Source organism: Actinomadura soli, assembly GCF_005889715.1.
Taxonomy (GTDB): Bacteria; Actinomycetota; Actinomycetes; order Streptosporangiales; family Streptosporangiaceae; genus Spirillospora; species Spirillospora soli.
On the sequence record NZ_VCKW01000034.1, the window covers coordinates 1 to 23385 of the forward strand.

General features: G+C 69.9%; 22 protein-coding genes and 1 pseudogene. 9 read left to right on the forward strand and 14 right to left on the reverse strand.

What is annotated here, in order from left to right; genetic code table 11:
- A pseudogene (locus ETD83_RS09160) lies at positions 1–243 on the reverse strand (hypothetical protein); the annotation flags it as partial.
- A 527-nt stretch (positions 244–770) separates the two neighbouring features.
- On the opposite strand from ETD83_RS09160, the gene ETD83_RS09165 reads away from it, so the two are divergent.
- Positions 771–1280, forward strand: coding sequence for a hypothetical protein (locus ETD83_RS09165; protein ID WP_138644640.1), 510 nt, complete (start codon positions 771–773; stop codon positions 1278–1280).
- A gap of 89 nt (positions 1281–1369) precedes the next feature.
- Positions 1370–1990 carry a class F sortase gene (locus tag ETD83_RS09170; protein ID WP_138644641.1) on the forward strand — a complete coding sequence of 207 codons (621 nt, stop codon included), beginning with the start codon at positions 1370–1372 and terminating at the stop codon, positions 1988–1990.
- 571 nt (positions 1991–2561) lie between these two features.
- Here ETD83_RS09170 and ETD83_RS09175 read toward each other — a convergent pair.
- The 3 genes from ETD83_RS09175 to ETD83_RS09185 are packed head-to-tail and all read right to left on the reverse strand — an operon-like array spanning position 2562 to position 5702.
- Complete coding sequence (locus ETD83_RS09175) at positions 2562–3524, reverse strand: TolB-like translocation protein (protein WP_138644642.1); 963 nt, start codon at positions 3522–3524, stop codon at positions 2562–2564.
- Positions 3521–4747: an MFS transporter gene (locus ETD83_RS09180; protein WP_230420774.1), complete on the reverse strand. Its 1227-nt coding sequence runs from the start codon at positions 4745–4747 to the stop codon at positions 3521–3523. Before ETD83_RS09180 ends, ETD83_RS09175 begins: the two co-directional genes overlap by 4 nt.
- A gap of 49 nt (positions 4748–4796) precedes the next feature.
- On the reverse strand, positions 4797–5702 hold the full coding sequence (locus ETD83_RS09185) for a metallophosphoesterase family protein (protein WP_138644643.1): 906 nt from the start codon (positions 5700–5702) through the stop codon (positions 4797–4799).
- Positions 5703–6068: 366 nt separating this feature from the next.
- Here ETD83_RS09185 and ETD83_RS09190 point away from each other — a divergent pair, with 366 nt between their 5' ends.
- Positions 6069–6446 carry an epoxide hydrolase N-terminal domain-containing protein gene (locus ETD83_RS09190; RefSeq protein ID WP_205717568.1) on the forward strand — a complete coding sequence of 126 codons (378 nt, stop codon included), beginning with the start codon at positions 6069–6071 and terminating at the stop codon, positions 6444–6446.
- Positions 6447–6546: 100 nt separating this feature from the next.
- On the opposite strand, the gene ETD83_RS09195 is transcribed toward ETD83_RS09190, so the two are convergent.
- From ETD83_RS09195 to ETD83_RS09205, 3 genes are all read right to left on the reverse strand, one after another.
- On the reverse strand, positions 6547–7695 hold the full coding sequence (locus ETD83_RS09195) for a hypothetical protein (RefSeq protein ID WP_138644645.1): 1149 nt from the start codon (positions 7693–7695) through the stop codon (positions 6547–6549).
- 291 nt (positions 7696–7986) lie between these two features.
- Positions 7987–8832, reverse strand: a complete 846-nt coding sequence (locus ETD83_RS09200) for an ArsR/SmtB family transcription factor (protein WP_138644646.1) — start codon at positions 8830–8832, stop codon at positions 7987–7989.
- 473 nt (positions 8833–9305) lie between these two features.
- Positions 9306–9698 (reverse strand): hypothetical protein, encoded by a 393-nt coding sequence (locus tag ETD83_RS09205; protein WP_138644647.1) that lies wholly within the window; start codon positions 9696–9698, stop codon positions 9306–9308.
- A gap of 771 nt (positions 9699–10469) precedes the next feature.
- On the opposite strand from ETD83_RS09205, the gene ETD83_RS09210 reads away from it, so the two are divergent.
- Together ETD83_RS09210 and ETD83_RS09215 are read left to right on the forward strand one after the other, a co-directional pair.
- Positions 10470–11273 (forward strand): helix-turn-helix transcriptional regulator, encoded by an 804-nt coding sequence (locus ETD83_RS09210; protein ID WP_205717569.1) that lies wholly within the window; start codon positions 10470–10472, stop codon positions 11271–11273.
- 98 nt (positions 11274–11371) lie between these two features.
- Positions 11372–12385: a LuxR C-terminal-related transcriptional regulator gene (locus ETD83_RS09215; protein ID WP_138644649.1), complete on the forward strand. Its 1014-nt coding sequence runs from the start codon at positions 11372–11374 to the stop codon at positions 12383–12385.
- On the opposite strand, the gene ETD83_RS09220 is transcribed toward ETD83_RS09215, so the two are convergent.
- The 3 genes from ETD83_RS09220 to ETD83_RS42325 all read right to left on the reverse strand — a co-directional run bounded on the left by ETD83_RS09220 (position 12375) and on the right by ETD83_RS42325 (position 14973).
- Entirely contained in the window at positions 12375–13622 is a 1248-nt protein-coding gene (locus ETD83_RS09220) for a hypothetical protein (RefSeq protein WP_138644650.1), read from the reverse strand. The two genes, ETD83_RS09215 and ETD83_RS09220, sit on opposite strands and share 11 nt — an antisense overlap.
- A 3-nt stretch (positions 13623–13625) precedes the next feature.
- Entirely contained in the window at positions 13626–14735 is a 1110-nt protein-coding gene (locus ETD83_RS09225) for a HesA/MoeB/ThiF family protein (RefSeq protein WP_138644651.1), read from the reverse strand.
- A gap of 88 nt (positions 14736–14823) precedes the next feature.
- Positions 14824–14973: a hypothetical protein gene (locus ETD83_RS42325; protein WP_171064100.1), complete on the reverse strand. Its 150-nt coding sequence runs from the start codon at positions 14971–14973 to the stop codon at positions 14824–14826.
- A 392-nt stretch (positions 14974–15365) separates the two neighbouring features.
- Here ETD83_RS42325 and ETD83_RS09230 point away from each other — a divergent pair, with 392 nt between their 5' ends.
- Together ETD83_RS09230 and ETD83_RS09235 are read left to right on the forward strand one after the other, a co-directional pair.
- Positions 15366–15587, forward strand: a complete 222-nt coding sequence (locus ETD83_RS09230) for a hypothetical protein (RefSeq protein WP_138644652.1) — start codon at positions 15366–15368, stop codon at positions 15585–15587.
- Between the two features lie 694 nt (positions 15588–16281).
- On the forward strand, positions 16282–16530 hold the full coding sequence (locus ETD83_RS09235) for an SCO4226 family nickel-binding protein (protein ID WP_138644653.1): 249 nt from the start codon (positions 16282–16284) through the stop codon (positions 16528–16530).
- 609 nt (positions 16531–17139) lie between these two features.
- Here ETD83_RS09235 and ETD83_RS09240 read toward each other — a convergent pair.
- Together ETD83_RS09240 and ETD83_RS09245 are read right to left on the reverse strand one after the other, a co-directional pair.
- Positions 17140–17319 (reverse strand): DUF1737 domain-containing protein, encoded by a 180-nt coding sequence (locus tag ETD83_RS09240; protein ID WP_138644654.1) that lies wholly within the window; start codon positions 17317–17319, stop codon positions 17140–17142.
- Between the two features lie 289 nt (positions 17320–17608).
- Positions 17609–18919, reverse strand: a complete 1311-nt coding sequence (locus tag ETD83_RS09245) for a DUF6882 domain-containing protein (RefSeq protein ID WP_329602719.1) — start codon at positions 18917–18919, stop codon at positions 17609–17611.
- Between the two features lie 44 nt (positions 18920–18963).
- On the opposite strand from ETD83_RS09245, the gene ETD83_RS09250 reads away from it, so the two are divergent.
- Complete coding sequence (locus ETD83_RS09250; protein WP_138644656.1) at positions 18964–21237, forward strand: helix-turn-helix transcriptional regulator; 2274 nt, start codon at positions 18964–18966, stop codon at positions 21235–21237.
- Positions 21238–21286: 49 nt separating this feature from the next.
- On the opposite strand, the gene ETD83_RS09255 is transcribed toward ETD83_RS09250, so the two are convergent.
- Both ETD83_RS09255 and ETD83_RS09260 read right to left on the reverse strand, forming a co-directional pair.
- Positions 21287–21700, reverse strand: coding sequence for a transposase (locus ETD83_RS09255; RefSeq protein WP_230420775.1), 414 nt, complete (start codon positions 21698–21700; stop codon positions 21287–21289).
- Between the two features lie 52 nt (positions 21701–21752).
- The gene (locus tag ETD83_RS09260) at positions 21753–22508 is read right to left on the reverse strand and encodes a MarR family winged helix-turn-helix transcriptional regulator (protein ID WP_230420776.1); all 756 of its coding nucleotides are present in this window, start codon (positions 22506–22508) and stop codon (positions 21753–21755) included.
- On the opposite strand from ETD83_RS09260, the gene ETD83_RS09265 reads away from it, so the two are divergent.
- Entirely contained in the window at positions 22479–22880 is a 402-nt protein-coding gene (locus tag ETD83_RS09265) for an STAS domain-containing protein (protein ID WP_171064101.1), read from the forward strand. The two genes, ETD83_RS09260 and ETD83_RS09265, sit on opposite strands and share 30 nt — an antisense overlap.
- The last annotated feature ends 505 nt before the right edge of the window (positions 22881–23385 follow it).

Here is a 23385-nt window from a genome sequence, read left to right on the forward strand (position 1 = left end):
GGCGTAAGGCATGCGCAGGTAGGCGCAGACGATGTTGACGATGGTCTGCCGATGCCGCTCGTCGTCATTGGCCCGTCGTTCCAGGGTGTACAGCACGGTCAACCTGACCGGTGCCTTGTCCCGCTCGGCCGCGTCGCGGTCTGCGGCCTCGGCCAGGCGCAGCTGATGGGGCTGCGAGGCGGCGTCCACTTGCGCCTGGTGGGCGTGCAGCCGCTCCTGGTGGGCCTGCTGGATCGCATCCACCCGCTCTGCCTCAGCGCGCCCGCCCGAACCGCCGTCGACGCCACCGGGCCGACCGCTGCCTCCCGCACCATCGCATCCGCGCCGAACCTACGGGCCACCTCCAGACGCCACCCCGAATTCCGACGATCTGCCCGCTTCCCGACGCGCCGCCGTGGACCGTTTTCGGACGCTCGGCATGGCTCCGCGCCAGCGCCGAGCGCATGAGCCATTCCAGCGACCGCAACCCGGTCTCGGGGGCCTTCCTCGTGGGGCTCCGCGAGGCAGGCGAGCGAGCTTCCGCAAGGGTCGCGGCCGCCGGAGCTGTAGGACGGGTTCTCCTAGCGACCCGCACTGCTGTCGGACCTTGACCACGGAAGTGTGGCGACTATCACAACAACCTTTCGGCTGGAATTCTGATCATGCGCGTTCGAAAAATGGCTCGGAAAGCTCGAACCAACCGTGTGGCGCCCTCATCGTATGAAGGCGTACGGGGACACGGGTTCACGAGCTGAAGGTCGAGTAAGCCACCGTGTCGTAATGGAGTGGAAATGCGACTCGGAAAAGCTGCCGTCTTCGGTCTCGTCGTCGGCGGCATGACGGTGGGGCTCGCAGCGCCCGCAATGGCCGACCCCGGCGATGTCGTCGTGCAGCCGAAGCAGGCCCGCCCCGGCGACAAGATCACCGTCGTCGGGAAGAAGTGCACCACTGACGGGACGGCCGGCTCGCTGGCGTTCGTGGGCGGGGCCGTCCCGCTGAACGGCGCCGAGGAGGTCGACGGGCGGGCCGGCCTGGCGACCATCAAGAAGGACACCTTCCCGGGCACGTACACCATTCTGGTCAGGTGCGGCGCCCATAAGTCGACCGGCGAGATCGTGGTCGTGGACGGCAAGGCGCACCCGAAGACGACGTCCACCCCGCGCGGTGGCGCGGGCACCGGGTTCGGGGGCGGTGCGGGCGGTTCCGACGCCGCGCTGCTCGCCGGTGGGGGCGTCCTGCTGCTCGGCGGTCTCGGCATCGGCGCAATGGCCGTCCGCCGGCGCGGCAACGTCGCCGCGTAACGACGGATTTCCGGTGGCGTCCCTTTCGGGGGCCGCCACCGGAGCATTTCTCGGGAATAACCGTTAGCCGAAGCTGGGGTGAGGTGGAAATGCGCGGGTTGTGGACGCTGACGGCCGCCCTGCTGGCCGCCGGGCTCGTTCTGGTGGGGCTGGGGCTTCGCGGCGCTGACGGCCCGCCACAACCGCCCGCGTGGGCGGCGGTGCCCCGGGCCGCCGAGCACCGCGGGCCGGTGCTTGATCGTTCAGCGCCCGTCCAGGTGGCCGTTCCCTCGATCGGGGTCCGGGCTCCGCTGGCCCGGCTGGGGCTGGCGGGTGACGGCTCCGTCCAGGTGCCGCCGGCCGATCGTCTGAACGAGGCGGGCTGGTACGACCGCGGCCCCACCCCGGGAGAACGCGGCGCGGCCGTCATCCTCGGCCATGTCGACTCGGCGAAGGGCGCCGCCGTCTTCTACGAGCTGGGACGGCTGCGCCCCGGACACCGCATCGAGGTGACCCGCGAGGACGGCAAGACCGCCGTCTTCACCGTCGAGTCCGTGGAGCGCGTCTCGAAGGAGCGGTTCCCCACGAACCGCGTCTACGGCCCGCTTGACCATGCCGGGCTCCGGCTGGTCACGTGCGGTGGCTCGTTCGACCAGAGCAAGCGCAGCTACCACGACAACATCATCGTCTACGCCGCCCAGACGGCGGTCCGTCAAACCGCTTCGCGGTGAGCGCCACGCGTCACCTGTGGAGAAGCCCAGTTGCCATCGTCCCGCGACCTCTTTCTTGGGGCTGTTCACCCGAAGGTGGGAGTACCTCTTGGGAACGACCGCACGGATGATCTGACGATTACGGCTCTGCCTGCAGAGCAGGTCACCCTGCTCCAGCCGTTCGGCCGTGTCGATGACCCCGAAGGCGAACAGGGTGCCGATGCGGTTGCCCTGCAGCTCGACGATCGTGGCGATACCGTCCGGTGCATGGGTCACCTGAACGGTGTCATGCCCCCACGCAGTGTGTGACAAAGCCACTTAACGCCTCCTCGTTACGGGCCCGGGCCATGCTCCACTGTCGGTCTTCATGCATGGCTCGCACTCGGCAATAGGGAGAGGGCCAACCCACCTCGAACGGCCGACGGCTCGTCTGCACGGTCTACAGTGCCCAATCCCTCATCTTGCGTCCACCGCGAGGCGTTGCGCATATGGGTGCGCGCCAGGCCCGCGGCGATGCCGGAAAGCGTCCTGAGTAGCTCACCAGCGCCGAGCGTGAGGAGCAGCGGCGGCTGCGCGCAGGGAGAACAGCGAGTCACGGGATCGGGGACACCGAACTCGCGTTGTCGAGCAGGCGCCGCGGCTTCCCGGGCCCGGACGCCTGGACGGCCCACGTCTGGTTCGTGCCATCGCTGAGTTGAAGCGTGTAGGCGATGGTGTGGTCGTCCAGCCAGACGGGCTGGTCGTCGACGCTGCGGGTCTCGCCGAGCGGAGCGGTCTTCAACGTGGCGAGGTCGAGCGTCGACAGGCGCCAGCCGCGCTTCGGGTCGCCGGCGATCGCGGACTTGAAGGCCAGGCGCGTCCCGTCCGGCGACAGGGACGGGCATTCGACGTTGGGCGCGAGCGTCCGGACCGTCCGGGCCGCGAGGTCTCCCTGGACGAGGTAGCGCCCCCCGCCCGTGGAGAGCGTCGCGTAGAACCGGTTGTCGTCGGCGGCGAACGTGATGCCCCAGAAGTTGACGTCCCGGTTCCGGTACGGGGCGCCGTCCTTGGTGATCGCGAAGTCCTCCAGGGACGTGACGAGGCGTCCCGTCCGTGTGTCGAGGACGCCCGCCCGGGTGGAGAAACCCGTGGTCGCGTAGCTGTGGCCGTCGATGAAGAGCGTCCAGGCGACCATCCGTCCGGAGGCGGACACCCGCAGCCGGTTGGGGAACCCGGTGAGCGGGACGCGCCGCCGCTGGTGCAGCCGGGCGTCCATGACGACCAGCGCGCCCGCGCTCAGCGCGCCGACAGGACGCAGGCAGGCGACCGTACCGGCGGCGGCATAGGCCCGGTCACACTCCGCCGGGGTCACGCGCCGCGATCTCGGCGGCGACGTGTAGGCCAGCCGGCCGTTGGAGAGGAACTGGAGCCGCTGTCCGTCGGCGGTCGCGCCGCCGGAGGTTCGGCTCTCGGCGGGCGCGGGCTCCGCACCGCGCGACACCGTGTAGGTGACGGCCAGGGCGGCGAGCAGCACGGCCGTGGCCGTCAGGACGATGACGCGGGAGCGCGCGTTCACGCGGTGGCCCTTTCTGACGTACGGAGAACGACGGCCGTTCCGGCGAGGGCGATGACGCTGACGACGGTCGCGGCCAGCAGCGCGGGACGCGTGCCCCACACCTGCCACGCCACCCCGAACAGCACAGACGAGATCAGGTACGCCAGCGCCTGCCCGCTCTGCACGAGCGCGATGCCGGTCGTCCGGAGGCCCGCCGGGAGCAGCGGCCCGGCGAGCGCCATCAGCCCGCCGTCGGTCGCGGCGTAGAACGTCCCGTGCAGGACGACGACGGCGCCGACGAGCCAGAGCCCGCCGCCGGACGCGAGGCCGAGCAGCAGGTAGGTGGCGGTGAGCGTCAGGTAGCCGCCGAGCACGACGGGGAGCCGTCCGGCCCGGTCGGCGAGCAGGCCGAGGGGAGTGGCGAGCAGGAGGTAGACGCCGCTGGTGGCGACGGCCAGCAGCGGGAACCAGCCGAGCGCGAGGTCCGTGCGCTCGGCGACCAGCAGGTAGGTGAAGCCGTCCCCGATGGTGGCCAGCCCGAGCAGGAACGAGGCGGGGACCAGCCGCCGGGCGGCGGGCCCGCGCAGCAGTTCCCGCCAGCGCAGCGCCTCGCGGGACGGTCTCGGCCCCGGCGTGTCGCGGACGAACAGCACGAGCACCATGACGCCGAGGAGCGCGACGCAGAAACTCGTCATGATGACCGAGTCGTAGGAGCCGGGCGCGGCGGCGAGGACGGCGAGCGCGACGAGCGGACCGGCGAACGCCCCGGCGGCGTCCATCGTCCGGTGGACGCCGAACGCCCGGCCGAGCCGGTCGGGGGGCGTGGACAGGGTGATGAGGGCGTCCCGCGGGGCGGTGCGCAGGCCCTTGCCCGCGCGGTCCGCGGTGATGGCGAGGCCGATCCCGACGCCGGAGCCCGCCGCGGCGAGCAGGCCGAGCTTCGCGGCGGCGGACGCGCCGTACCCGAGCAGCGCCACCGGCTTGCGCCGGTCGACGAGGTCGGCCGCGCACCCGCCGACGAGGCGGAGCAGGACGGTCGCGCCGGTGTAGAGCCCGTCGATCGCCCCGTAGGCCGCCGGGCTGAACTGGAGTCCGACCACCAGGTAGAGCGGCAGGATCGCGGTGACCATCTCGGCGGAGACGTCCGTGATCATGCTGACGGCGCCGAGGGCGACCACGTTGGCGGCGACCGGGCCCGCGCGGCGCCGGTCCCCGGCCGGGCGGGTGAGGGTGGAAAGGTACACGCCGGCTCCTTGGGAGGGTCCGGCGCGTCGCCGCGCCGGACCCCGGACGTCAGTGGCAGTTGGTGGTGCCGCTGTCGGAATAGGTCTTTCCGGCCTGCGGGACGAACTGCCAGGTGTAGCTGCCGGAGTGCAGCGTCAGCTTGAGGACGCCGTAGGTGTCGCTGTTGCGGGCCTGGCTGTTCGGCCGGATCGTGCCGAACGAGTAGTGGCTCGCCCCGCCCATCCCGGCGACGAACTGGCGGATGCCGCGCGCCGAGTCGGCGGCGCCGCTCGGGTTCTGCGGCGCGAACCGCTCGTACTGGTGGTTGTGGCCGGCGACGATGACGTCGGCGTTGTTGTCGTAGAGCGCCTGCACCAGCGGGCCCACGGCGGTGTTCGGGGCGTGGTTGGCGCCGGACGTCCACCGCGGGTGGTGCCAGTAGGCGATGGTGCACGGCCTCGGGTTGGCGGCGAGGTCGGCTCGCAGCCACTGCACCTGCGCGCCCGTCGCCGCGCAGCCGCCGCTGATCGACCCGCAGTTGGAGTTGAGCGCGACGACGTGCCAGTTGGTGCCGATGTTGTAGGAGTAGTAGCCCTTGGACGGGTCGCCCGCGGCGGCGCCGAAGTATCCGTAGTAGCCACTGGCCCCGGACGTGTTGTAGTCATGGTTGCCGGGCGAGGGCCGGGTGCGCGCCTTGTGCCGTCCCCACGTCGGGTTGTAGTAGTTGTTGAACTCGCTGGTCGTGCCGTTGCTGTAGACGTTGTCGCCGGCGGTGAAGACCGTCCCGGGGATGTTGTCGAGCAGCGCCGCGGTGGCGGTGTCGCCGCTGCCGGAGTTGCTGATGTCGCCGGCGCCGACGAGGACCGGGTCGGCCGCCGCCGAGGCCGCGCCGCCCGGCAGCATGAGCGCCGTGATCGACGCGGCGCCGAGGACGCCCGTGAGGGCGATCGCGACCGTGCTCCTGCTTGGGGTCATGTCCACTCCCTTTGCGGTGGAATTGGGCGCTCCGGACGGTAATTTCGCCGTCACACGTCCTGGGGGTGCTCTGGCGAGCGGACGCCATCCAGTGGATGAATGACGCTGGAGAATAAAGACTTGTAAGAATCGAGAGTCAGTGATTGGGGCATCCCGCCGCCGGATAAGCCCCGAACCGGAAATTGGAAAAGCACAATTTCCGGGATGATTTCCAGGTGGCGCAATGAACCATTTCCGCGACGTCCGCCCCCCGTGTCCTATTGGCGTGCCCGCAGGGAGACACCGCGCGGGACGTGCGCCGTCACGACGAATGAGCGGCGGTCAGCGCCTGAACCTTGCCGGACGCCGGACGGGTGTATCGCAGGGGTGAGGAGGCGAAGATGCCTGCCGAAGACACTGCGGTCCGTCCGTTCCAAGGTCGGGTTCGCGGAGGTGGAGCTCACCGAGTTACGCAGGCGGGTCAACGCGACCAGGTGGCCCGAGCGTGAGACGGTCACCGATGACTCGCAGGGCGTACGGCTGGCGACGATGCAGGAGCTCGCGCGGTACTGGGGGTCCTACTACGACTGGCGCGGATGCGAGGCGCGGCTGGCCGACCTGCCGCACTTCACCACCGAGATCGATGGGCTCGACATCCACTTCGTCCATGTCCGGCCCCGGCGCGCCACCCGACACTTCGGCGCGACATCGGCCCAGCGAATGAGCTGGGACGACGCCTCCACCTCGTCTTCACGGGAGTCGTGACGTCCACGGGAGCGGCGCCGTCCTTGGCCGGGAGCGGCGCCGCACCCGCTCAGGGACGGCGCTTGCATCCGGCCGGGGACGGCGCCGCTCCGTCGCCGGATCAGCGGTAGCGATAGATGGCCCCGTCGATCTCCTCGGGGGTCTCGATCCGGCCCACTCCCCACAGGGACCGGGTACCGGGAATCAGCGCCAGGTCCCTGATGCGTGCGGTCCGCCCGGACGCGTCGATCGTCGCCGTTCGCCAGGTGCCGTCCGCCGCTCGGTGCATCAGCGGCGTGGCCTCGGGCGTCGGACCGGAGGAATCGTCCCAGCCGGTGATCCACAGCCCGCCGCGCCCGTCGGAGGCGAGCCTGCTGGGGATCCAGACGCCGGGGATGTTCTGGCTCCGCCACATCCTGCCGTCCCAGTGGGCCAGGACGGGCCGCTCCTCGTACTGGTCCGCCCCGTCCGACCGGTAGACGTTCCCGGTCACCCACACGTCGCGGGGGGACGTCGCGAGGACATCGCGCAGGTGCACGCACTGGTGCGGGCCGCCCTCGTCGGGCTGCGGGATGTCGGGCGGCAACGCGTCACCCACCGGCACCGCACGCCATTGCCTGCCGTCGAAGTGCGCGACTGTGCGGTCGCCGCAGCCGGTCAACCGGGTGGCGCCCACGGCCCAGATGTCGCGCGCGGAGACGGCGCTGCCGCGTTCCAGCAGGAGGTCACCGACTTCGGCCCGGCTCCACCTGCTGCCGTCGAAATGCCAGGTCCCGACGCCGTCGCCGGCCCGCGAGTAGCCGAAGACCCAGGCGTCACGGGGGCCGGTGGTGATCACGTCGCTGGTCAGCCCCTCCTCCCACCGGTGGGAGGACGTCCAGGCTCGCCCATCCCAGCGCAGCGCGTACGAGGGACCTGCGTCACCGTGGTCGGCGATGGCCCACACGTTCCGGGCCGAGGTCGTGCTGGCGGCGTCGATGTATCCGACGACCTCGTCAGGCAGGGCGACGTCGTGCCACGCACCGTCCACCCAGCGCCTGGCGATTGGACGCATTGGCGGCGTCTCACCGATCACGCCCCCGAACACCCAGGCGTTGTGCCTGCTCGACGTGGCCACCGTCACAAGGTCGTCCCAGTCGGGCTTGGGGTCGGCCTCGACAACCCGCCACCCCGGGCCGTCCGCCTGGGCGGGCACCGCCGCCAGCGTCACCGCCATCGCGGACGCCAGCAGCGCGGCGCCGCACATCACGGCCCGTCTCGTTCTGATCATCACGGACTCGTCCTCCTCGCGGGGACTGGTGAAGGTCTCCCCGTTGATTCATGACCTTCGTGAAGAGGACGGACATCCGCGCCGAAGAGAGCACTGCGGCGACCAGTGCCGGACAAGACGTTTATCGGAGCTCTTCCCCGGATCCGAATCAACAACGAGGGAGCGCGGACGGGCACCGTGCGGCCTCGAGTTGCCGCGGTCGGGGTCTGATGGATCGGCCGACGTCGCCGGGCGCCGTCCTAAACGACAGTGCCAGTCACGTGGCTTCTCCTTGGGCATCGGATCCCCTGTTCATTGGACACTCCCAGGTTCACGACGCTGGGGCCGCTGATCGTCGAATCCGTGAGCCTTCGAAGAGGAGACCTCCTGCCCGGTGGAGGCGATGAGGGAGTTCCCGAGCGGGGTGCGGGAGTAGAAAGTGCGTCCCGCGTGGCGGGCCTGGAGGATGAGGTCGCTGGCGGCCAGCACGGCGGTGTGCCGCGATAGCTGAGAGGCGGAGATCCCTGTCCTGTGCTGGATGGTCGCGGTGGACGTCGCGACCGTGATCGTCGCGAGCACCCGAGCCCGTGTCGGTCCCAGCAGTTTGGCCAGCGCGTCGGGGTCGGCGACCGGTGGGGGCTGATGGGTCAGCGGATAGACGAGCACGGGCGGCAACTCGGCGTCGGCCAGAACGACGGGCGCGGCGCAACAGAACCAGGACGGGATCAGCCGCAGCCCCCGTCCTTCGAGGTGAACGTCCAGGGGGACCGGGTAGCGGGCCTCCAACACCCGGTCGGATGGGCGCCAGGTGGCGAACGGCCGCAGGCTCGCCAGCAGTGCCTCGGGCCCGCCCGTCCGCAGCACGCTCATGAGCCGGGTGTGCTCGATGGCGACCTGTCTGCTGATGTCGGGCCACCGCGGGGCCAGCGCGGCGGAGAAGTACGACCCCATATGGTCGCGCAGAAGCGTTCTGGCTTCGGAGTTGCCAGTGGCCAGTTCAGTGCCCCAACTCGGCGCTCCGCTGCGGCTGGTGAGCTTGTCGAGTTCCCGTGCCACCCGTGCGCGCGGTGTTGAGACCAGGGCGTCGAGCGCGGCGTCCAGGCCGTCCGTTCCGACGTCCGGTGTGAGGAAGTCAGGCCAGTATGACGAGGACGGCACCAGCGGCAGCAGACACCGTCCCACGGCGACCCCCACGGGACGCGCAGACAGGCCGGCCAGCGCCTCGGTCCGCCATTGCGTGACGTTCACAGGCGTCGAAAGACCTGGACGTGGCGGCCTCAGCCGATGCAGGCTCAGCACCAATTCCCAGAGCGCATCTGGTCGCGCCTGGACCCGTGTCCGAGCCAGATCCTCAGGTTCGAAGAAGATGCGCAATCTCACAGCTCACGACGTACCCGCCTCGCGAGATCATTCAACGCCATTGTGACGACGCCGGATCCACCCCGAATAGAGACACCGGTAAGTGCAACGAAACCGGCAATAGGGCGCCCAATGAACAAATTGGGGCGGGCGGATGAGGGGCCCTGAAGATCGAGCGCTGAGTTCGCGCCTGGATCTGGGTCAGGGCCCCTCACCTCCGCGTGACCCTGCGAGTCACCTCGGTGCGATCACTACTCCACTACAGAGTGCGATCACGAGTGAGTGACGCAGAACCCGCCCCGCCAGCCCAGTTGGGGACGGACGTCTGAGAAGTGGGTGAACGGCCGGATGTAGACGTGAGGGCCCGTGCGGCTCCTGCAGCCGCCGATCTTCTGCCAGAGGATCTGGCCCTGATTGGTGGCGTTGTAGCCGGATACGGCCCCGATCGTTCCCACGTCCCGATGTCCGCGGGTGACCGGAAGAATCCGCGCGACCAGCGGAGGGTCGTACTTGGGCTTCCCCCACAGGCAGAACATGCCGGTCGTGCAGGCGCCCGTGCCCGCGACCTCCGAAGTGGCGCTCTCCTGGGCCGGCGTCGCCGCGCTCGCCGCAGCCGTCCCGCCCGATGCCACCGCGGCACCGAGCGCGAGGACCGTGGCACTCATCCTGATCCCTCGCGAAAGTAGATCCTTCATGTCTACTCTCCTTTCCCTCTGGTCCGCCGCCGTCGTGCGGCGGGCTTTGAGCATCACCGGGCATGACTCGGCGACACCACACACTTGTGCGCAGACGCAAGGGGGTTGACGTCCGGAGACGCGGAACTGCGGGTTGTCGGCCGCTGGAGCGTGCTCGTCGGTGAGCGATATCGCCGATTCGAGATCGATCAGAGCACGCGTCCGTCCGGACTGATCACGATGTGGCCGGGGGCGGATTCGCCCAGCCGAATTCCGCGTCCTTGGAGTCCGTCGAGTGCGTCTCGTATCCTTGTCCAGGACGTGACTCCATCGCCCATTTCGTGTAAATGGCGGCGTCCCCAGAATCACGGACGCGGTCTCCCGGTGAGCGAGCAGCCGGAGGGTGGCGAACACGGAATCGGTCAGCGACGTCCCTCGACGAATTCCTCGATCAGGAACCGGTGCCCGCTGAAGGACCGGTAGCCGAGCAGGTCCGGCACACAATGCAGGCCCACCGCCCTTCCAGCGCGGCGCGGTGGCGGTCGAGCCTGGCCACGGCGTTGCCCGCGCGGGCGTCCAGGCCCGCAAGCGGAGGCGCCTCGCGCAGCACGACCCGCGCACCGGTCCACCGGGTAGGTGCGGCCCGCGTTGCCGATGGCCAGCGCGCGTTCGTCCGGTACGGAAACGCGTCCCGCGGGGCCTGCCGCAGGACGCGCAGGTCAGCGGCCAGGGCGCCCGGAACCGGCACCGAGATCCGGTCCGTTGTCTCGAGAGGCCGCGGACGTCCCGCAGCAGCAACCGCATCTCGCCCGCGATCCCGAACTCCGACGCCAGGCGCCGCGCGGCGCGGTCGTGCGGCGCGCCACCGTTTCCCGGCAGGACGGTGACCATCGGCCGTCGCGCGGGATCATCCGGCAGGTACGTGTGGTCTCTCTGGTGCGGGCCGCAGGCGGCAGGCCGTTCGACGAGACCGAAGCGCGGCGGGCGACGCGGCTCGCCCCGAGGCTGATCGGCTTCCTGCGCTCCTACGTCACCGCGGGTCCGCTGGCTCCGCCCGTCCCCCCGCCACCGCCAGGCGTGATCATCGTCGGTCCCGACCAGGCGGTCCGGACGGCCACTCCGGAGGCGTTCCGGTGGCGAGAGCAGCTGGAGAACCACGCCCGCGCCCCGCGCTGGACCCGCGAGACGTTCACCACCGGGCTGGCGGAGCAGACTCGCCGGCACGCCCACGACCCGCGCGCCGTCCCCCCGCTGATCGTGGGCCCATCCGCGACCTACGGCCGCTGGGTCGCCGCGCACGGGCAGGTCCTGAAGGGCACCGACGACGTGGCGCTCATCATCCAGGCGGCGAGCGCCCAGCAGCTGCTGCCGGCCTTCTGCGACTGGTACGGCATCTCCGCGCGCGAGCGTCAGATCATCGCCCACCTGCGCGAGGCGAGGGCCCCCAAGCAGATAGCGCGCTGCCTCGAACTGTCCGTGCACACGGTCAACGACCACCTCAAAGCGGTCTTCCGCAAGACCGGCGCAAGCGGCCGGGACGAACTCCTAGCCGCCTTCACCGTGTAACCGGCAGCGACACTGGCGGCCCCGGCCGACCGCGCAGCGCGACCGGACGGCCCAACACGCCGCTGGTGTGCGCGATCCATTGCGGCCACACTGGTGACATGGTGACGGTCAGTGATCGGATAGGTCTGGATCTGTGTGCGGCGCTCCGGCCCGGCGCCGGGCTGGAGCAGGTCGGGGCCGAGCTATCGCGGGTGGTCGCGCGGGTGGTGGCGCATGACGCGCTGCGTTGCGGGGTGCTGAACCCGGCGACGGGCTGGGGCGCCACCTCGCTGGCGTTCTGGCACGGGTACCCGCCCGACCTCGGCCGCGCGCTGCTGAGCGTGGACGGCATCAAAGCGGACGTGCGGGAGCTGATCCGGCCGGCGGTCCCGGTGGTCGTGGCCGATCTCGGGCTCCGCTCCGGCGCGCACGACCCGCTGCTCGCCAGGTCTCGGGTCGGTGAAGAGCTGCGCCTCGCACTGCGGGACGCGCGGGGCGTGTGGGGAGTGCTCTGCCTGCTGCGCGCGGCGGGTGGGCGTCCGTTCGACGACGCCGACGCGTGGCGGATCGCCGAGCTCGGGCCTTCGTTGATCGCCGCACTGCGCGGCTATGTGACGGCGAAGCCCGGCGCGCCCGCGGAAAGGGAACCGCCGCCGGGCATGCTCGTCGTCGGCGCCGACGACCGGGTCCGCGCGATGACCCCCCAGGCGCGGCCGTGGCTGGAAGCGATGAAGGCGCATTTGGCGGTACCGGACTGGCTGACCGAGTCCTCGTACGCCGCACTGGCGGCCGCGGCGCGTGAGCGCCCGGAACCTCCGCGGTTGTGCGTCCCCTCGGTGGGTGCCGGCTGGTGGACCGCGATCGAGGCGCAACCGCTCGGCGACGATGGCGACGTCGCGGTCGTGATCCAGCGGGCGACGGGGACGCTCCTGCTTCCCTCGTTCTGCGACTGGTACGGGATCACGGCCCGCGAACGCCAGGTCATGCAGTACCTCCATGGCGGTTCGGCGCCGAAGCAGATCGCTCGCGCGTTCGAGTTGTCCGTCCACACGGTCAACGACCACCTCAAGGCGATCTTCCGCAAGACCGGCACCAGTGGACGCGACGAGCTCATGGCGGTCATCAACGCCTGACGGCGAGAACGTGGAAGAAGCCGAACGCCGCGCGCAGTTTCGGCGCGTGCTTCGCGATGAACAGGCGGATGAAGAGCACCTGAAGCGTTCCCTCAATGGCGAAGACCGTCATCCCGTCGGCGATCTTCGCACCGTTGCCCGACGTGATTCCCTCGATGGCGTGCTCGCCTGCCTTGGCGAACAGATAGACCAGAATCGGCCCTTCGTAATAGAGGAACAAGGCGACCGACACGAAAGAACCGAGCACCATGAGCCACGAATACACTTTGACCGGCCGCCGCTCATGGGACGGCACGTCGTGCAGAGGATTCGCGGGCGCCTGCCGGTCGAACAGCGCCGCCACCGTCCGCCGCGTGATGTACCGGACATAGCGCCAGCCGTCGGCGTACAGGTTCTTGCACCGCAGCGATTCCTGCAGCACGTAGTACATGTCGGTCCGCATGTACAGGGCGAACTGCTGGGCGATCGACAGCAGCAGGCTGAGGCTGAGCGCCTGAAGCGATCGCAGCGCGAACCCCGAAGGGGCGAAGACCTCGACGGCCAGCGAGCAGCCCGCCATGATCACCAGGTCGGACGTGACGCCGGCGAGGTAGACCCGGAACCGGGCCCGGCGGGACGCGCCCCACAGCCCTGCCACCGTCGTCTGGGCGACCAGGACCTGCAGGCGCGTCCCCAGCCCGAACCGCGCGTGGACGCCGTCGGCCCGCGCGGCGGCCAGGTGCCAGAACTCGTGGATCGCGATCGCCGTCAGCATCATCGCGGTGTTCCAGGCCAGGTTCACGCTCTGCGAGCCGGTGATGAAGTACACGTGGAAGCTCGGGATCAGGTCGCCGCGCCTGGCGGAGGCCGCGAGCCCGGCGAGAATGAAGGCGTAGACCGTCACCAGCACCGGCCACCGGAACACCCAGCGGACGTGCTCCGGCCGCAGCCTCCGCAGGCTGGGCGGACGCGGCGGCTCGCCGATCGTGACACCGTCCAGACGGGCGATGAACCCTAGGTCGACGAGGTCGTCGACGAAGGAGACGGCGTCGATGTCCTCGCCGTGCGCGTCGCGGACGCGGTCGCGGGCGCCGCCGAGGTCCGTCCCGCCGCCGAGGGCGCGCAGGAAGGTGGCCGCCTCGGCCGGCACCTCGACGAACTCACCGATGTCCGCCCGGCCGACGATCCACTGTCCGCCGCCTTCGTCCCTGTACTGGAGCGGGTGCAGCTCGACCCGGCTCTCCGCGGTGACGGGCACGTCTCAGCCCTCGCCCTCAAGCCGGGCGGCGTCCCCGCAGTCCGGGCAGTCCGGCCGCTTCTTGGCCTCGATGTAGTACCGGTGGTCGTAGTCCAGGAAGTTGCGGTGCAGCTTCCTGCCGGCCGTCTGCACGGGCATCCCGAGCAGCAGGAAGATGGCCTCCAGGGCGGCGAAATGCCCGGCCATCTGGGCGGTGGGCGCCATCACCGGGTTGAATCCGGGGATCCGCGGATTGGTCAGGTCGCCGCGGCCCACGGACTCCAGCCGTTCCCGCTCGCCGTCCCGCATGCAGCGGTAGCAGCCGGTCTCGCCCGGGATGAACGTGCCCGCGCACAGCATCGGCCCCGCGTAGGCGCCGTTCAGCCACGGCGTGCCGAGACGCAGCGCGGCCCGGTTGGCGAAGTGCTCGATCCCCTCGGGACTGTCGGCGCACAGCAGAAAGACGTCCGCGCCGCGCACCGCGCCGGCGACATCGTCCGCATTGGCCAGCCGCAGGTCAGCCCCGGTGATCTCGACGTCGGAGTTCAGCGCGCGGAGCCGCTGGACGGCCACCTCGACCTTGCGCCGCCCGAGGTCGGCCTCGGCGTACAGCAGTTGCCGGTTGAGGTTGGTCAGTTCGACCTCGTCGAAGTCGACGCAGTGGATCCGCCCGACCCCGGACGCCGCGAGGCTCGCGGCGACCGCGCAGCCGATCCCGCCCATGCCCAGCACCGCCACCGCGGCGGCCTTCAGCCGGGCCTGCAACTCGTACGGGTGCGACCGGGGTGCGGTGTCGATCCAGGACTGGAACTGGACGCCGCGCTCGTACCGCCCGAGCTCGCGCTCCGACAGCGACGGCGGCGGCTCCGAGCCCGCGTCCTCCGCCCAGCCGGACGCGATCACGAAGTCCACGACCTCGGCGACGTCGGCAGGGTCGGCGGCCTGCTCGGCCGCCACGACAGCGACCAGTTCGTCCTTGCCGAGCGTCCCGTCCATGCGCTCGCAGAGCGGCCACACGAGGCCCGACTCGTCGTCGAGTTCGGCGCCCAGCCCGTAGTGGCGGCTGCCGATCCAGATCATCCCGTCCGGACGGCGGACGGGCAGATGCGCCGTCTTGATCCGTGGTTTCAGCATGAGATCGTCCCCCTGAGAAAGAAATGACAGGCCCCGAGAAGGGCCGGGGGCCGGGTCCCGCAGGACGCGCGACCCCCGGCACCCGCACTCAGGTGTTGTTCTGCCGGTCGCCCGTGGTCTCGAGCTTGTCCAGCTTGCGGATCTTGATCTTCGTCATGTTTCTCACCACCTTTCCCCCGTTGACGAGCGGGAGCGGACGAGCCTGACGAATCTTCATTCCGAGCCCGCCGTTTCCCATGAGCGTCACGCTAGGCGGCGCCGAGGACGGGCCGATATCCCCAAACCTGGGGGGTGGGGTGCGATGGACCTTTGTGGTAACCATGGAAGGTCGTCCACTTAACTCACGCCTTAACCTCCGCCGGCCCCACTTCTGCCGGACGGATATTCTGGGTGATTTCGCCTCAGGATCGGGTGCAAGTTCCGAAACGGTTGCGCACCCGGGCTCAGCAGGCGACCCAGGAATGCCGCATCGACCTCAACCTCGCCTCGCAGATCGAAGTGCCCGGCGGACGCTGGTGTGGACACCTGAACGCGTCCGCGAATGGTGCCGGGCCCGAGACGCATTCATCGAAACCAAGACCGCCCGCCCTGAAGACCAGATGGAGGGGACGCAGCGGGCGAGTCGGACCGATGGACGCCGACGTCAGCACCCAGCGACCCTCCGCGGCCATGATCTGGACACCCGAACAGACGAGGATCTGCCTCGACCCCCGGCGCCGGATCGCTCAGTTGGAGACCGAGTTGGCCGTCACCCGGCGGGCGGTCGAGTTGGTGAGGCAGGCGGTGCCCTCGATGACGGCTCGGGGCGATCGAAGTAATGGTCGCGAAGGGCTGCCGATCACGGTGGGCTGACGGGTGCTGGGCGTGTCGGAGCAGTGGCGCAGCGACCGGCTCTTGCCACCCGGCCGTCCGGCATGGCCAGGTGCGGCACAGACGAGTTGCCGTTCCGCGAACACGACCTTCCAGCAGCGATCAAGGACGATGTGCTCCCACCCGAGCCCGACATCGACATCGCCCTCACCGTCCCTGGCTGTCTACCCCGCCCGTAGGGACCGTTCACCCTCGCTTGCACAACACCCGCGTTCCCCGGAGCCGATCACCCGCGCGAACCTGCGCATCGCGGACCTAAGCGGCGGCGCGGGCCTGCTGAGCGTGGACCCGCGAGACGCGAACTTGTAGAACATCGACGTGAAGCGAGCGGAGGAGGTGCGCCGCGTTGCGCGGACTACGCGTGACCCGCTTCGGGGAACGGCCTCACCCGGCGGTGGAACGCTCGCGCCACCTCACGCGCCCTGTGACCCCTCGACGTACGTCTTGACCTGCCTAGAGACTGAATGCTGTGAAGGCGCGGGCCCGCGGGGGCATGGGGTTCCCGTCCACGTCGGATCGGCCAACAGGAGGAGGACGCCGACCCTGGCCGCGCCTTGACGCTCAGCGAGAGGGCGGCGATACAGTGGAAGCGGCGATCGGTTTCGAGTGCACGGGGTCCTGTCTTGATCGTGAACCCGGCTTCAAGCCGGGTGTTCCAGCCGGGGGAGGGACAACAATGTCCAAGTTCATGGACGTACACCACGGTATGACAGGAATATCCGACGACCAGCTTAGGCAAGCCCACGCGGCAGACCTCGCCATCCAGAACGAGGAAGGTGTCGTGTTCGAGCGGGCGTGGGCCGACCCGGAATCCGGCACGGTTTACTGCCTGTCGGAGGCTCCGGACGCCGCCGCCGTCCAGCGCATCCACGAGCGCGCAGGCCACCGTGCCGATGAAATCCACCCCGTCCCGTTGAGCGTCTGACGGCCCGGTCGAAGCATTGACCGAGGGTGGGTGTCGGCGGGGCCGGTGACACCCAGGATGCGCGGCGGCAGGCGGAGCTGGCCAGCGCCCAGCGCCGCGTGCTCACGTCGTCCAACGTGCATTCACCGGTTCGATGAGCGAGATTCCCGGGGGACACCTCCAACTCGGGGCGCTGCCTACTGTAAGAAGGTGATCACCTTCAGGGCGGCGGATTCTCGCTGGTCAGACCTGTGCCGCCCGCCCAGCGGTTGACAGCCGATCAGCTCAGCGTCGGTCAAGGTTCAGCGCGGGTCGAGGCAAGGGCGGCCGTCGGGAACAGCACCTACCGTCGTTTACGTAGTGTGCTTACCGGAGGCGGCCCATCATGTCCTGAGCAACCCCGACCACGCCCGCACCATCCAAGCCCAGCTCCACGCCGCACTATCGACATCCTCTGGACGGGCTACCGGCGCAGCCAATCGAGGCCCACCCGTTGGAGAAGGGGCATCATCTGGCAGTGGTCAAACCCGGCCGTCGCTTTGGCCGTGGCAAGGCTCCGTGCTCCGGTCCGGCGGGGGGTCCAGGGGCGGCGCAGCCCCTGGTTCAAGCTCCTTCTACCCCCCGGCGGTCTCAGCTCTCGTCCCGGATAAGGGCCTGGGCGACGATGACCCTGTCGCCGTTGAATGTGAGGGACGGGGCTCCGTGCAGCTCGTACCCGAGGTCGAGTGCTTCGCTGACCCGCCAGCAGAAAGAATCGTCGTCCGGGCCGGTGAGAACGCGGTATCGGGGAAGTTGTCGATCATCAGCCATGCGGCGATCTTACGGTGGGCGCATAAGCGGCGGCGCGACCCCGTGGCGGTCGGCGGCGGCGCAGCGTGTGGGCGTGGTGCGGATACGCGGCCGCCCGTGACCGGTGCCCACGCCGCATGCTCCGGACGGCCAGGCGCGGGGCCGCGCAGCGGCCTGCGCGCCGCCGCCCTTGACACGTTCGGTAGAAGCCCGCCTGCGGCCGGGGTGGCGCTTACGGCGCTCGAGCTTCGGCAGCAGCGGCTCGACTCGCAGCTTGGAACGGTTGCTGGGCGAAGTCGATCTTCTTGGTCTAGCCGAGTGCGCCGTGCATGCCCCATGTGGCGTGGTTGATCGTGCCGTCGTGGCTGAAGGCGACCCGCACCTCGTTCAGGCCGCGCAACCCAATGAGCATCTGTGGTTCACCCACATGTATCGGTGCGATGCCGTAAGCCTCGAAGTAATCGACGACCATGGCCCGCATCGTCGCGTACCGGTCCTGGTGAGGCGTCAGTTCTTGCAGGAAGTTGGCCGCGGAGACAATGACGTCGCAGATGATGTCCAATTCACTGGAGGGCTCGGGGACGCGAGGGTCGATGACGGCGACGAAGCGATGGTCGCCTTCCGCGGTGGGAATGCGCACCAGTCCCCGGGCCCGCCCCAGGTGGACCGCCGAGCGGGCCAGGAACACCGCGATGAAGATCTGGACCTCACTATCGGGCAGGACCACCTGATCGGCGGCGACGGCGTCAGCGCCGTACTCGCGCGCGGCCGAGCGTACGCGCGCCACCCCGTCCCACTCGCTGTCACTCCAGTGCCAGGTGCCGGTGCCGGGACGATAGACGCCGATCTCGCGCGCGCGTGCGGTGAGCACATCGCCGTAGCGGACGACACCGGGCTCCCACACCGGCAAGGCCTGCGGATCCCAGCCCAGGCCCTTCAGGTGATCGCCGAGGGCGACCGCACCCCGATCCAGCGCCGCCGCCGCGCTGCGGGCCAGCTCGGCGAACAGGCCCGCGGGGATGAACGTGGCGGCCGCGGGGTCGGTGACGGGCGTGAGGCGCCTGGGTGCGGGGATGACCGGCCCGTCCGGGCCAGTGACGACGACCTCGCTGAGCCGTCCATGTTCGACGCGGACCAGAGCCTGATGGCGTCCGGGCAGGTCCAGTTCCAGACCCGCGTTAACAGGCCGCGCAGTCAGGCGGTGATGCGCGGCGTATCCATTGACCACCTCTTCCACGTTCGCCTCGGGCAGCATCTGGGCGCCGGTCTGCAGCGCCTCGGCGAGGCCGGCCGGGTCGGGCCGGGCGGCAGGGAGACGAGGGTCATCGGTGACCAGAAAAGTCAGGGATCTGCCGCCGTGGGAGAAATTGGCCGCGCCCCGGGAACCCAGTAGGCCCATAGCGATGACGCCGAGGTGCTTGGCGGCCAGGCGGGGATCGGGGAAACGGGTGAGGTCGACCATCGCATCGGTCAATTCCTGGACCGTGTGGCGCTGACCTATCTCCCTCAGCCGCACGGGCGCAGTGATCGCGGATGTTGAGGCCATGGACTGCTTGGCCCACGCCCACTGGAAGGTACCGTCCTCGGCGTAGGTTCCCAGCAGATCCGCGCGGAGCTCCAGATCACCGAACCGGGCTGCTCGCTGAACTGGGGCGCGGCGGTGACGTGGTACGCCTGGCTCTGGAGCCGCTGGAGCACGAGCATGTGGCCGAGCTTCTCGCGGCCCTCGACGGGCGGCCGCCGGACCCGTCCAGGAGCGCCCGGATCCACCGGCGCAGCGGCGGTAACCCGCTGTTCGTCGAGGTGCTGCGCGACGCCGATGAGGCGGCGGCCGCCGACCTGAGGACCCTGCTGCTCGATCGGATCAGCGGCTTGCCCTGCCCTGCGCTCGAGGTGATGGAGAGCTTGGCGGTCGCCGGCGCCGAACTGACCGACGAGCTCCTGCACGAGATCACCACCATGCCCGAGGAATCGCTGGCGACGGTCCTGAACGACCTGGTCGGGCGAGAACTCGTGGTAGCCGGACAGGCGGGGTACGCGGTCCGGCACGACCTGATCCGGGAGGCGGTGTACGCCTCGCTGCTGCCGACCAAGCAGCGGCGCATGCACGCCCGGTACGCCCGCGCACTCGCTTCTCGCGCACCCGACGGTGCCGCACTGGCAGAGCATTGGGCGGCCGCCGGGGAGTTCGCGCGCGCGTTGCCGGTCGCGTGGCGGGCTGCCGAGCGCGCTGGCCGTCAGAACGCCTACGACGAACAGCTTCACCTGCTCGACCTGGTTCTGACGCGGTGGACTCAGGTCGCAGACCCGTTGCATCTCATCGGCGCCGACCGTGCGGCCGTGTTGGAGCGGGCGGCCGCTGCGGCCTTCGCGGCGGGCAAGTCCGCTGCTGGCATCGCCCACAGCACCGCGGCGCTGGACATGCTCGACGCGGCGGTGGACCCGCACCGCGTGGCCAGGCTGCTCGGCCTGCGTGGCCGCATGCAGAACCGCACCGACGGCGGCGGAGCCTCCGATCTGGAGCGCGCGATCACGCTCGTGCCACCAGGCGGGTCGGATGCCTCCGACGCGCTGCGCAGCCGGCTGCTGTCCGCCCTGGGTTTCGTCGGCGTCGTGGCGCATCACCCCGACAAGGTCCGGCACCAAGCGGCCGAGGCGCTGCGCCTCGCCGAGCGGCTGGCCGACGACCGCCTGCGAGCACCGGCCCTGCTGATCGTGGCCGAGATTGACGGTGCGGCCGGGGAACTGGAATCGGCCAGGAGCACCTTCGGTGAGGCGCGCCGTATCGCCGAGGCGGTCGGGGACGAGCACACCTTCCTGACCACCTTCCAATGGGAGGCGGATGTCATCGAGGCCTCCGGCCAGTACGCGCAGGCGGCCGACATGGCCCACGCCGGACAGCAGGCCGCCGAACGGCTCGGCCAGGCCCGATCCCGCGGCAGCATGCTCGTCGCGGCACGCGCTTTCCCGCTGACGTTCCTGGGCCGATGGGATGAGGCCCTCATGGTCGTCCAGGACGCCCTCACCGAGGACCCGCCGCCGCTGTATGCCGCGTACCTGTGGCTGGCGGCCGCCGACATCGCACGCTGCCGTGGCGAGACCAGCCGGTTCGAGACGCTGCTGCGTCAGCTGACCGAGTTCGCCCGGCACACGCTCGGAGCGACCGAGGCCAAAGCCGTGCTCGCCCTACAGCGGATCGCCTGGGCACTCGACCAGGGTGACCCGGGCCTGGCCGACCGCATCCTCGGCGAGTACCTGACACCGCCACCCGCCTGGCCTCCACACCACCTGCTGCGGCTCGCCGTCCTCGGGGCCCGCGTCCAGCGTGCCCGGCGGACCTCAGCCCCACGAAACCGGCAGGTCGCCCACCAGACCACCGAACGACTCGCAGACCTCGACCGCATGGTCGCCAGCGTACGACCCACCACCCCGACGCTCACCGCCTACCGCGTCACCTTCCACGCGACCGCGACCTCCGCCAGCCTGCCCGCGTGGGACCGGGCCGCCGCAGCCTGGCGCGACCTCGGAAACCGCTACGAGACCGCGGCCGTCCTGACCGACGCCGCAAGCACCGCCCTGGCCACCAACAACCGGCCCGGCGCCCGCTCCCGATTTCGCGAATCACACGCCATCGCCACCGATCTGGGCGCCGAACCGCTGCTCGCACGCATCGACGACCTCATCGACCGTGGCCGCCTCGGCGACGCGGCCACGGCCCCAGCGCGCAATGTCTTCGACCTCACCCCCCGCGAACTGGACGTGCTGCGCCTACTCGCCCGCGGACGATCCAACCCCCAAATCGCCGAGGACCTGTTCATCACCACCAACACCGTCGCCACCCATGTGACCAGAATCCTCACCAAACTCGGCGTCGCCACCCGCACCGAGGCCGCCTCCCGAGCCCACCAAGCCGGCCTCTTCGACACCCGACGGCATTGATGGAGATGAGCGCTCCGCCGAGCAAGCCCCCCCCGTGCCGATACGCCCGCTACGGCGCTGCCGACGGCGGGGCGGCGGAGGCGTCGATGGCGCTGAGCGCGATGCGCTTTTCGAGGTTGAGCTGGATCTCCCCGTACGGCGTCACGTTGGCGCGGAAGACAGGGGTGAGGCCGCGCTGGTCGACGTCGGTAAGCACGTCCTGCCACTCTGGCAGGGCAAAGGTGTCCTGGATCACGAGGGTGTCGAGACACGACCGCAGGATGTGCAGGGAGAGCATGCCGAGTTCTTGCTCCTGGCACCGGTTGGAAGCCAGCTCGCCGCGTTGGCCGAACCGGATGTAGTCATTGACGCCGTTGTAGTTCTCCACCACGTCCAGCGCGGACTCGGTTTCGCGCTGTAGGTCCCGGTCCCGCAGGAGACCGGCCAGGAAGATCGATCTTCGGGCGCGTCCGACGTCGAGCATGGCGGCACAGGCGGAGTGGGTGATCTCGCTGGTGAACCAGCGCAGCAGGGCTTCAGTCTTGGCCGACGTGCGTTATCCGGTTGTCGTCGGCGCGATGCTGAACCTGCTGGAGAAGAACGCAGAGTAGCTCTGCGAGCTGGGTCTGCTGGTCGGATGTGAGGCCGCTGATCAGTTCGGCCTCCCGGTGGAGCACGTGGTCAACGGTTGCCTCGACCACCTCGTGCCCGGTGGTGGTCAGTGTGACCCGCACGGTGCGGGGGCGCCCCTGGGCGGGGTGGCGTTTGACCAGGCCCTCGCGTTCGGCACGGGCGACGCGCTGCGAGACCGCTCCCGCGGTGACCAGGGAGCGCTGACTGAGCTCACGGGTGCTGAGCGTGTATGGCGGGCCGCTTCGGCGCAGGACGCTGAGCAGGTCCAGGGTGGCGGCGTCCACCCCGGCGCGGGCGAGGACCCGGCTCCGATCGTCACCAAAGAGCTTGGCCAGTTGCCAGATCGGTGTGACGATGCGGATCGAGGAGACCGGCGTGCCGGGACGCTCCCGCTCCCAGGCAGCGGCGATTTCGTGGACGGGATGGTCGGTGGCGCCGGCCTCTGGTCGCGCCTGTGTCGGAGCACCGTCATCGCTGACGCCGCCTCGCCCTGAGCCCGAGTCCAGGTGCCGGACGGCACCGTGGGCCCGTTCGCGGCGGAATGGCAAAAGCCGCCACCGCCCGGATTCCAGCCCGGCGTGCCGATCCTGACGGCCATGAGCAGCCAGTCGAAGGGAGGGATGAGCGTCATGGCCCTGACCATGGAACACCGCCGTCACCAGGACTTGGCGGTCGCGGTCCTGGCCGGGCAGATCGACGTGGCCACCAGCGCGCAACTGCGCGAGGACCTCACCTGCCTCGTCGCCTCCGGCACCCGCCACCTGATCCTGGACGTGAGCGCGGTCAGCTTGATCGACTCCAACGGGCTGGGCGTCCTGCTCGCACTCCACCACCACCTGCGCGATCACTGCGGCTCGGTCGCGCTGACCGGGGTCAACCGCCAGATCCGCGAGGTACTACGGGTCACCCGGCTCATCACGGTGTTCCCGATCTATGGCACGGCCGATGTCGCCATCCATGCCCACCACGCCGGGCATCACGCGACGGCGCCATCCCACACCACTCACGACCACGACCTCGACGGGCGCTGACCCGTGGACCGCCCAGACCAACCACGCCACTGCCATCACGAGCCACCGAAACCGCAGCATGGGTGGTGATGCGGTAGGGCCGGTGCCTTGGGGCCGGGCGCCTGGGGACCGGCTTCCATCGCTCGCTGCCGGCCACTTCGCCGCTCACTCCAGCCGAGTTACAGGTTGCCGCAAATGACGTAGCGTGCCTGGGTTGGGGTTTCCTTGTCGTCATTGTCGCCGATGCTCAGGCTCACGCGGTACTCCATGCCGCCGAGGCATCCGAAGGTGTATTCCGCGGTCCGGGATTCATTCCAGAAACTCAATACTGGGTTGAAGAACGGTGAGGTTGACGTTGAACTTCGCAGTGAACGGACCCTTGCCCCCGACCCACTCTGCCTTACAGAAGATCTTTGTCTTGCCCTCCTGGACTTTCGACGAACACGCGAAGGACTTGACGTCGAAGCCGGAGGCGGCCGCGGCCTGGTCTGTCGTGTCGAGCGTCGTGGTGGTCTGCGCGGTGCGC

What these genes read in the sequence shown, in the direction of transcription:
- ETD83_RS09235 (WP_138644653.1), top strand. Translation starts at nt 16,282, where the DNA reads ATGTCCAAGTTCATGGACGTACACCACGGTATGACAGGAATATCCGAC.
- ETD83_RS09265 (WP_171064101.1), top strand. Translation starts at nt 22,479, where the DNA reads ATGGCCCTGACCATGGAACACCGCCGTCACCAGGACTTGGCGGTCGCG.
- ETD83_RS09195 (WP_138644645.1), bottom strand. Translation starts at nt 7,695, where the DNA reads ATGATCAGAACGAGACGGGCCGTGATGTGCGGCGCCGCGCTGCTGGCG.
- ETD83_RS09230 (WP_138644652.1), top strand. Translation starts at nt 15,366, where the DNA reads ATGGACGCCGACGTCAGCACCCAGCGACCCTCCGCGGCCATGATCTGG.
- ETD83_RS09170 (WP_138644641.1), top strand. Translation starts at nt 1,370, where the DNA reads ATGCGCGGGTTGTGGACGCTGACGGCCGCCCTGCTGGCCGCCGGGCTC.
- ETD83_RS42325 (WP_171064100.1), bottom strand. Translation starts at nt 14,973, where the DNA reads ATGGGAAACGGCGGGCTCGGAATGAAGATTCGTCAGGCTCGTCCGCTC.
- ETD83_RS09205 (WP_138644647.1), bottom strand. Translation starts at nt 9,698, where the DNA reads ATGAGTGCCACGGTCCTCGCGCTCGGTGCCGCGGTGGCATCGGGCGGG.
- ETD83_RS09165 (WP_138644640.1), top strand. Translation starts at nt 771, where the DNA reads ATGCGACTCGGAAAAGCTGCCGTCTTCGGTCTCGTCGTCGGCGGCATG.
- ETD83_RS09240 (WP_138644654.1), bottom strand. Translation starts at nt 17,319, where the DNA reads ATGGCTGATGATCGACAACTTCCCCGATACCGCGTTCTCACCGGCCCG.
- ETD83_RS09185 (WP_138644643.1), bottom strand. Translation starts at nt 5,702, where the DNA reads ATGACCCCAAGCAGGAGCACGGTCGCGATCGCCCTCACGGGCGTCCTC.
- ETD83_RS09215 (WP_138644649.1), top strand. Translation starts at nt 11,372, where the DNA reads ATGGTGACGGTCAGTGATCGGATAGGTCTGGATCTGTGTGCGGCGCTC.
- ETD83_RS09255 (WP_230420775.1), bottom strand. Translation starts at nt 21,700, where the DNA reads ATGCTCGACGTCGGACGCGCCCGAAGATCGATCTTCCTGGCCGGTCTC.
- ETD83_RS09225 (WP_138644651.1), bottom strand. Translation starts at nt 14,735, where the DNA reads ATGCTGAAACCACGGATCAAGACGGCGCATCTGCCCGTCCGCCGTCCG.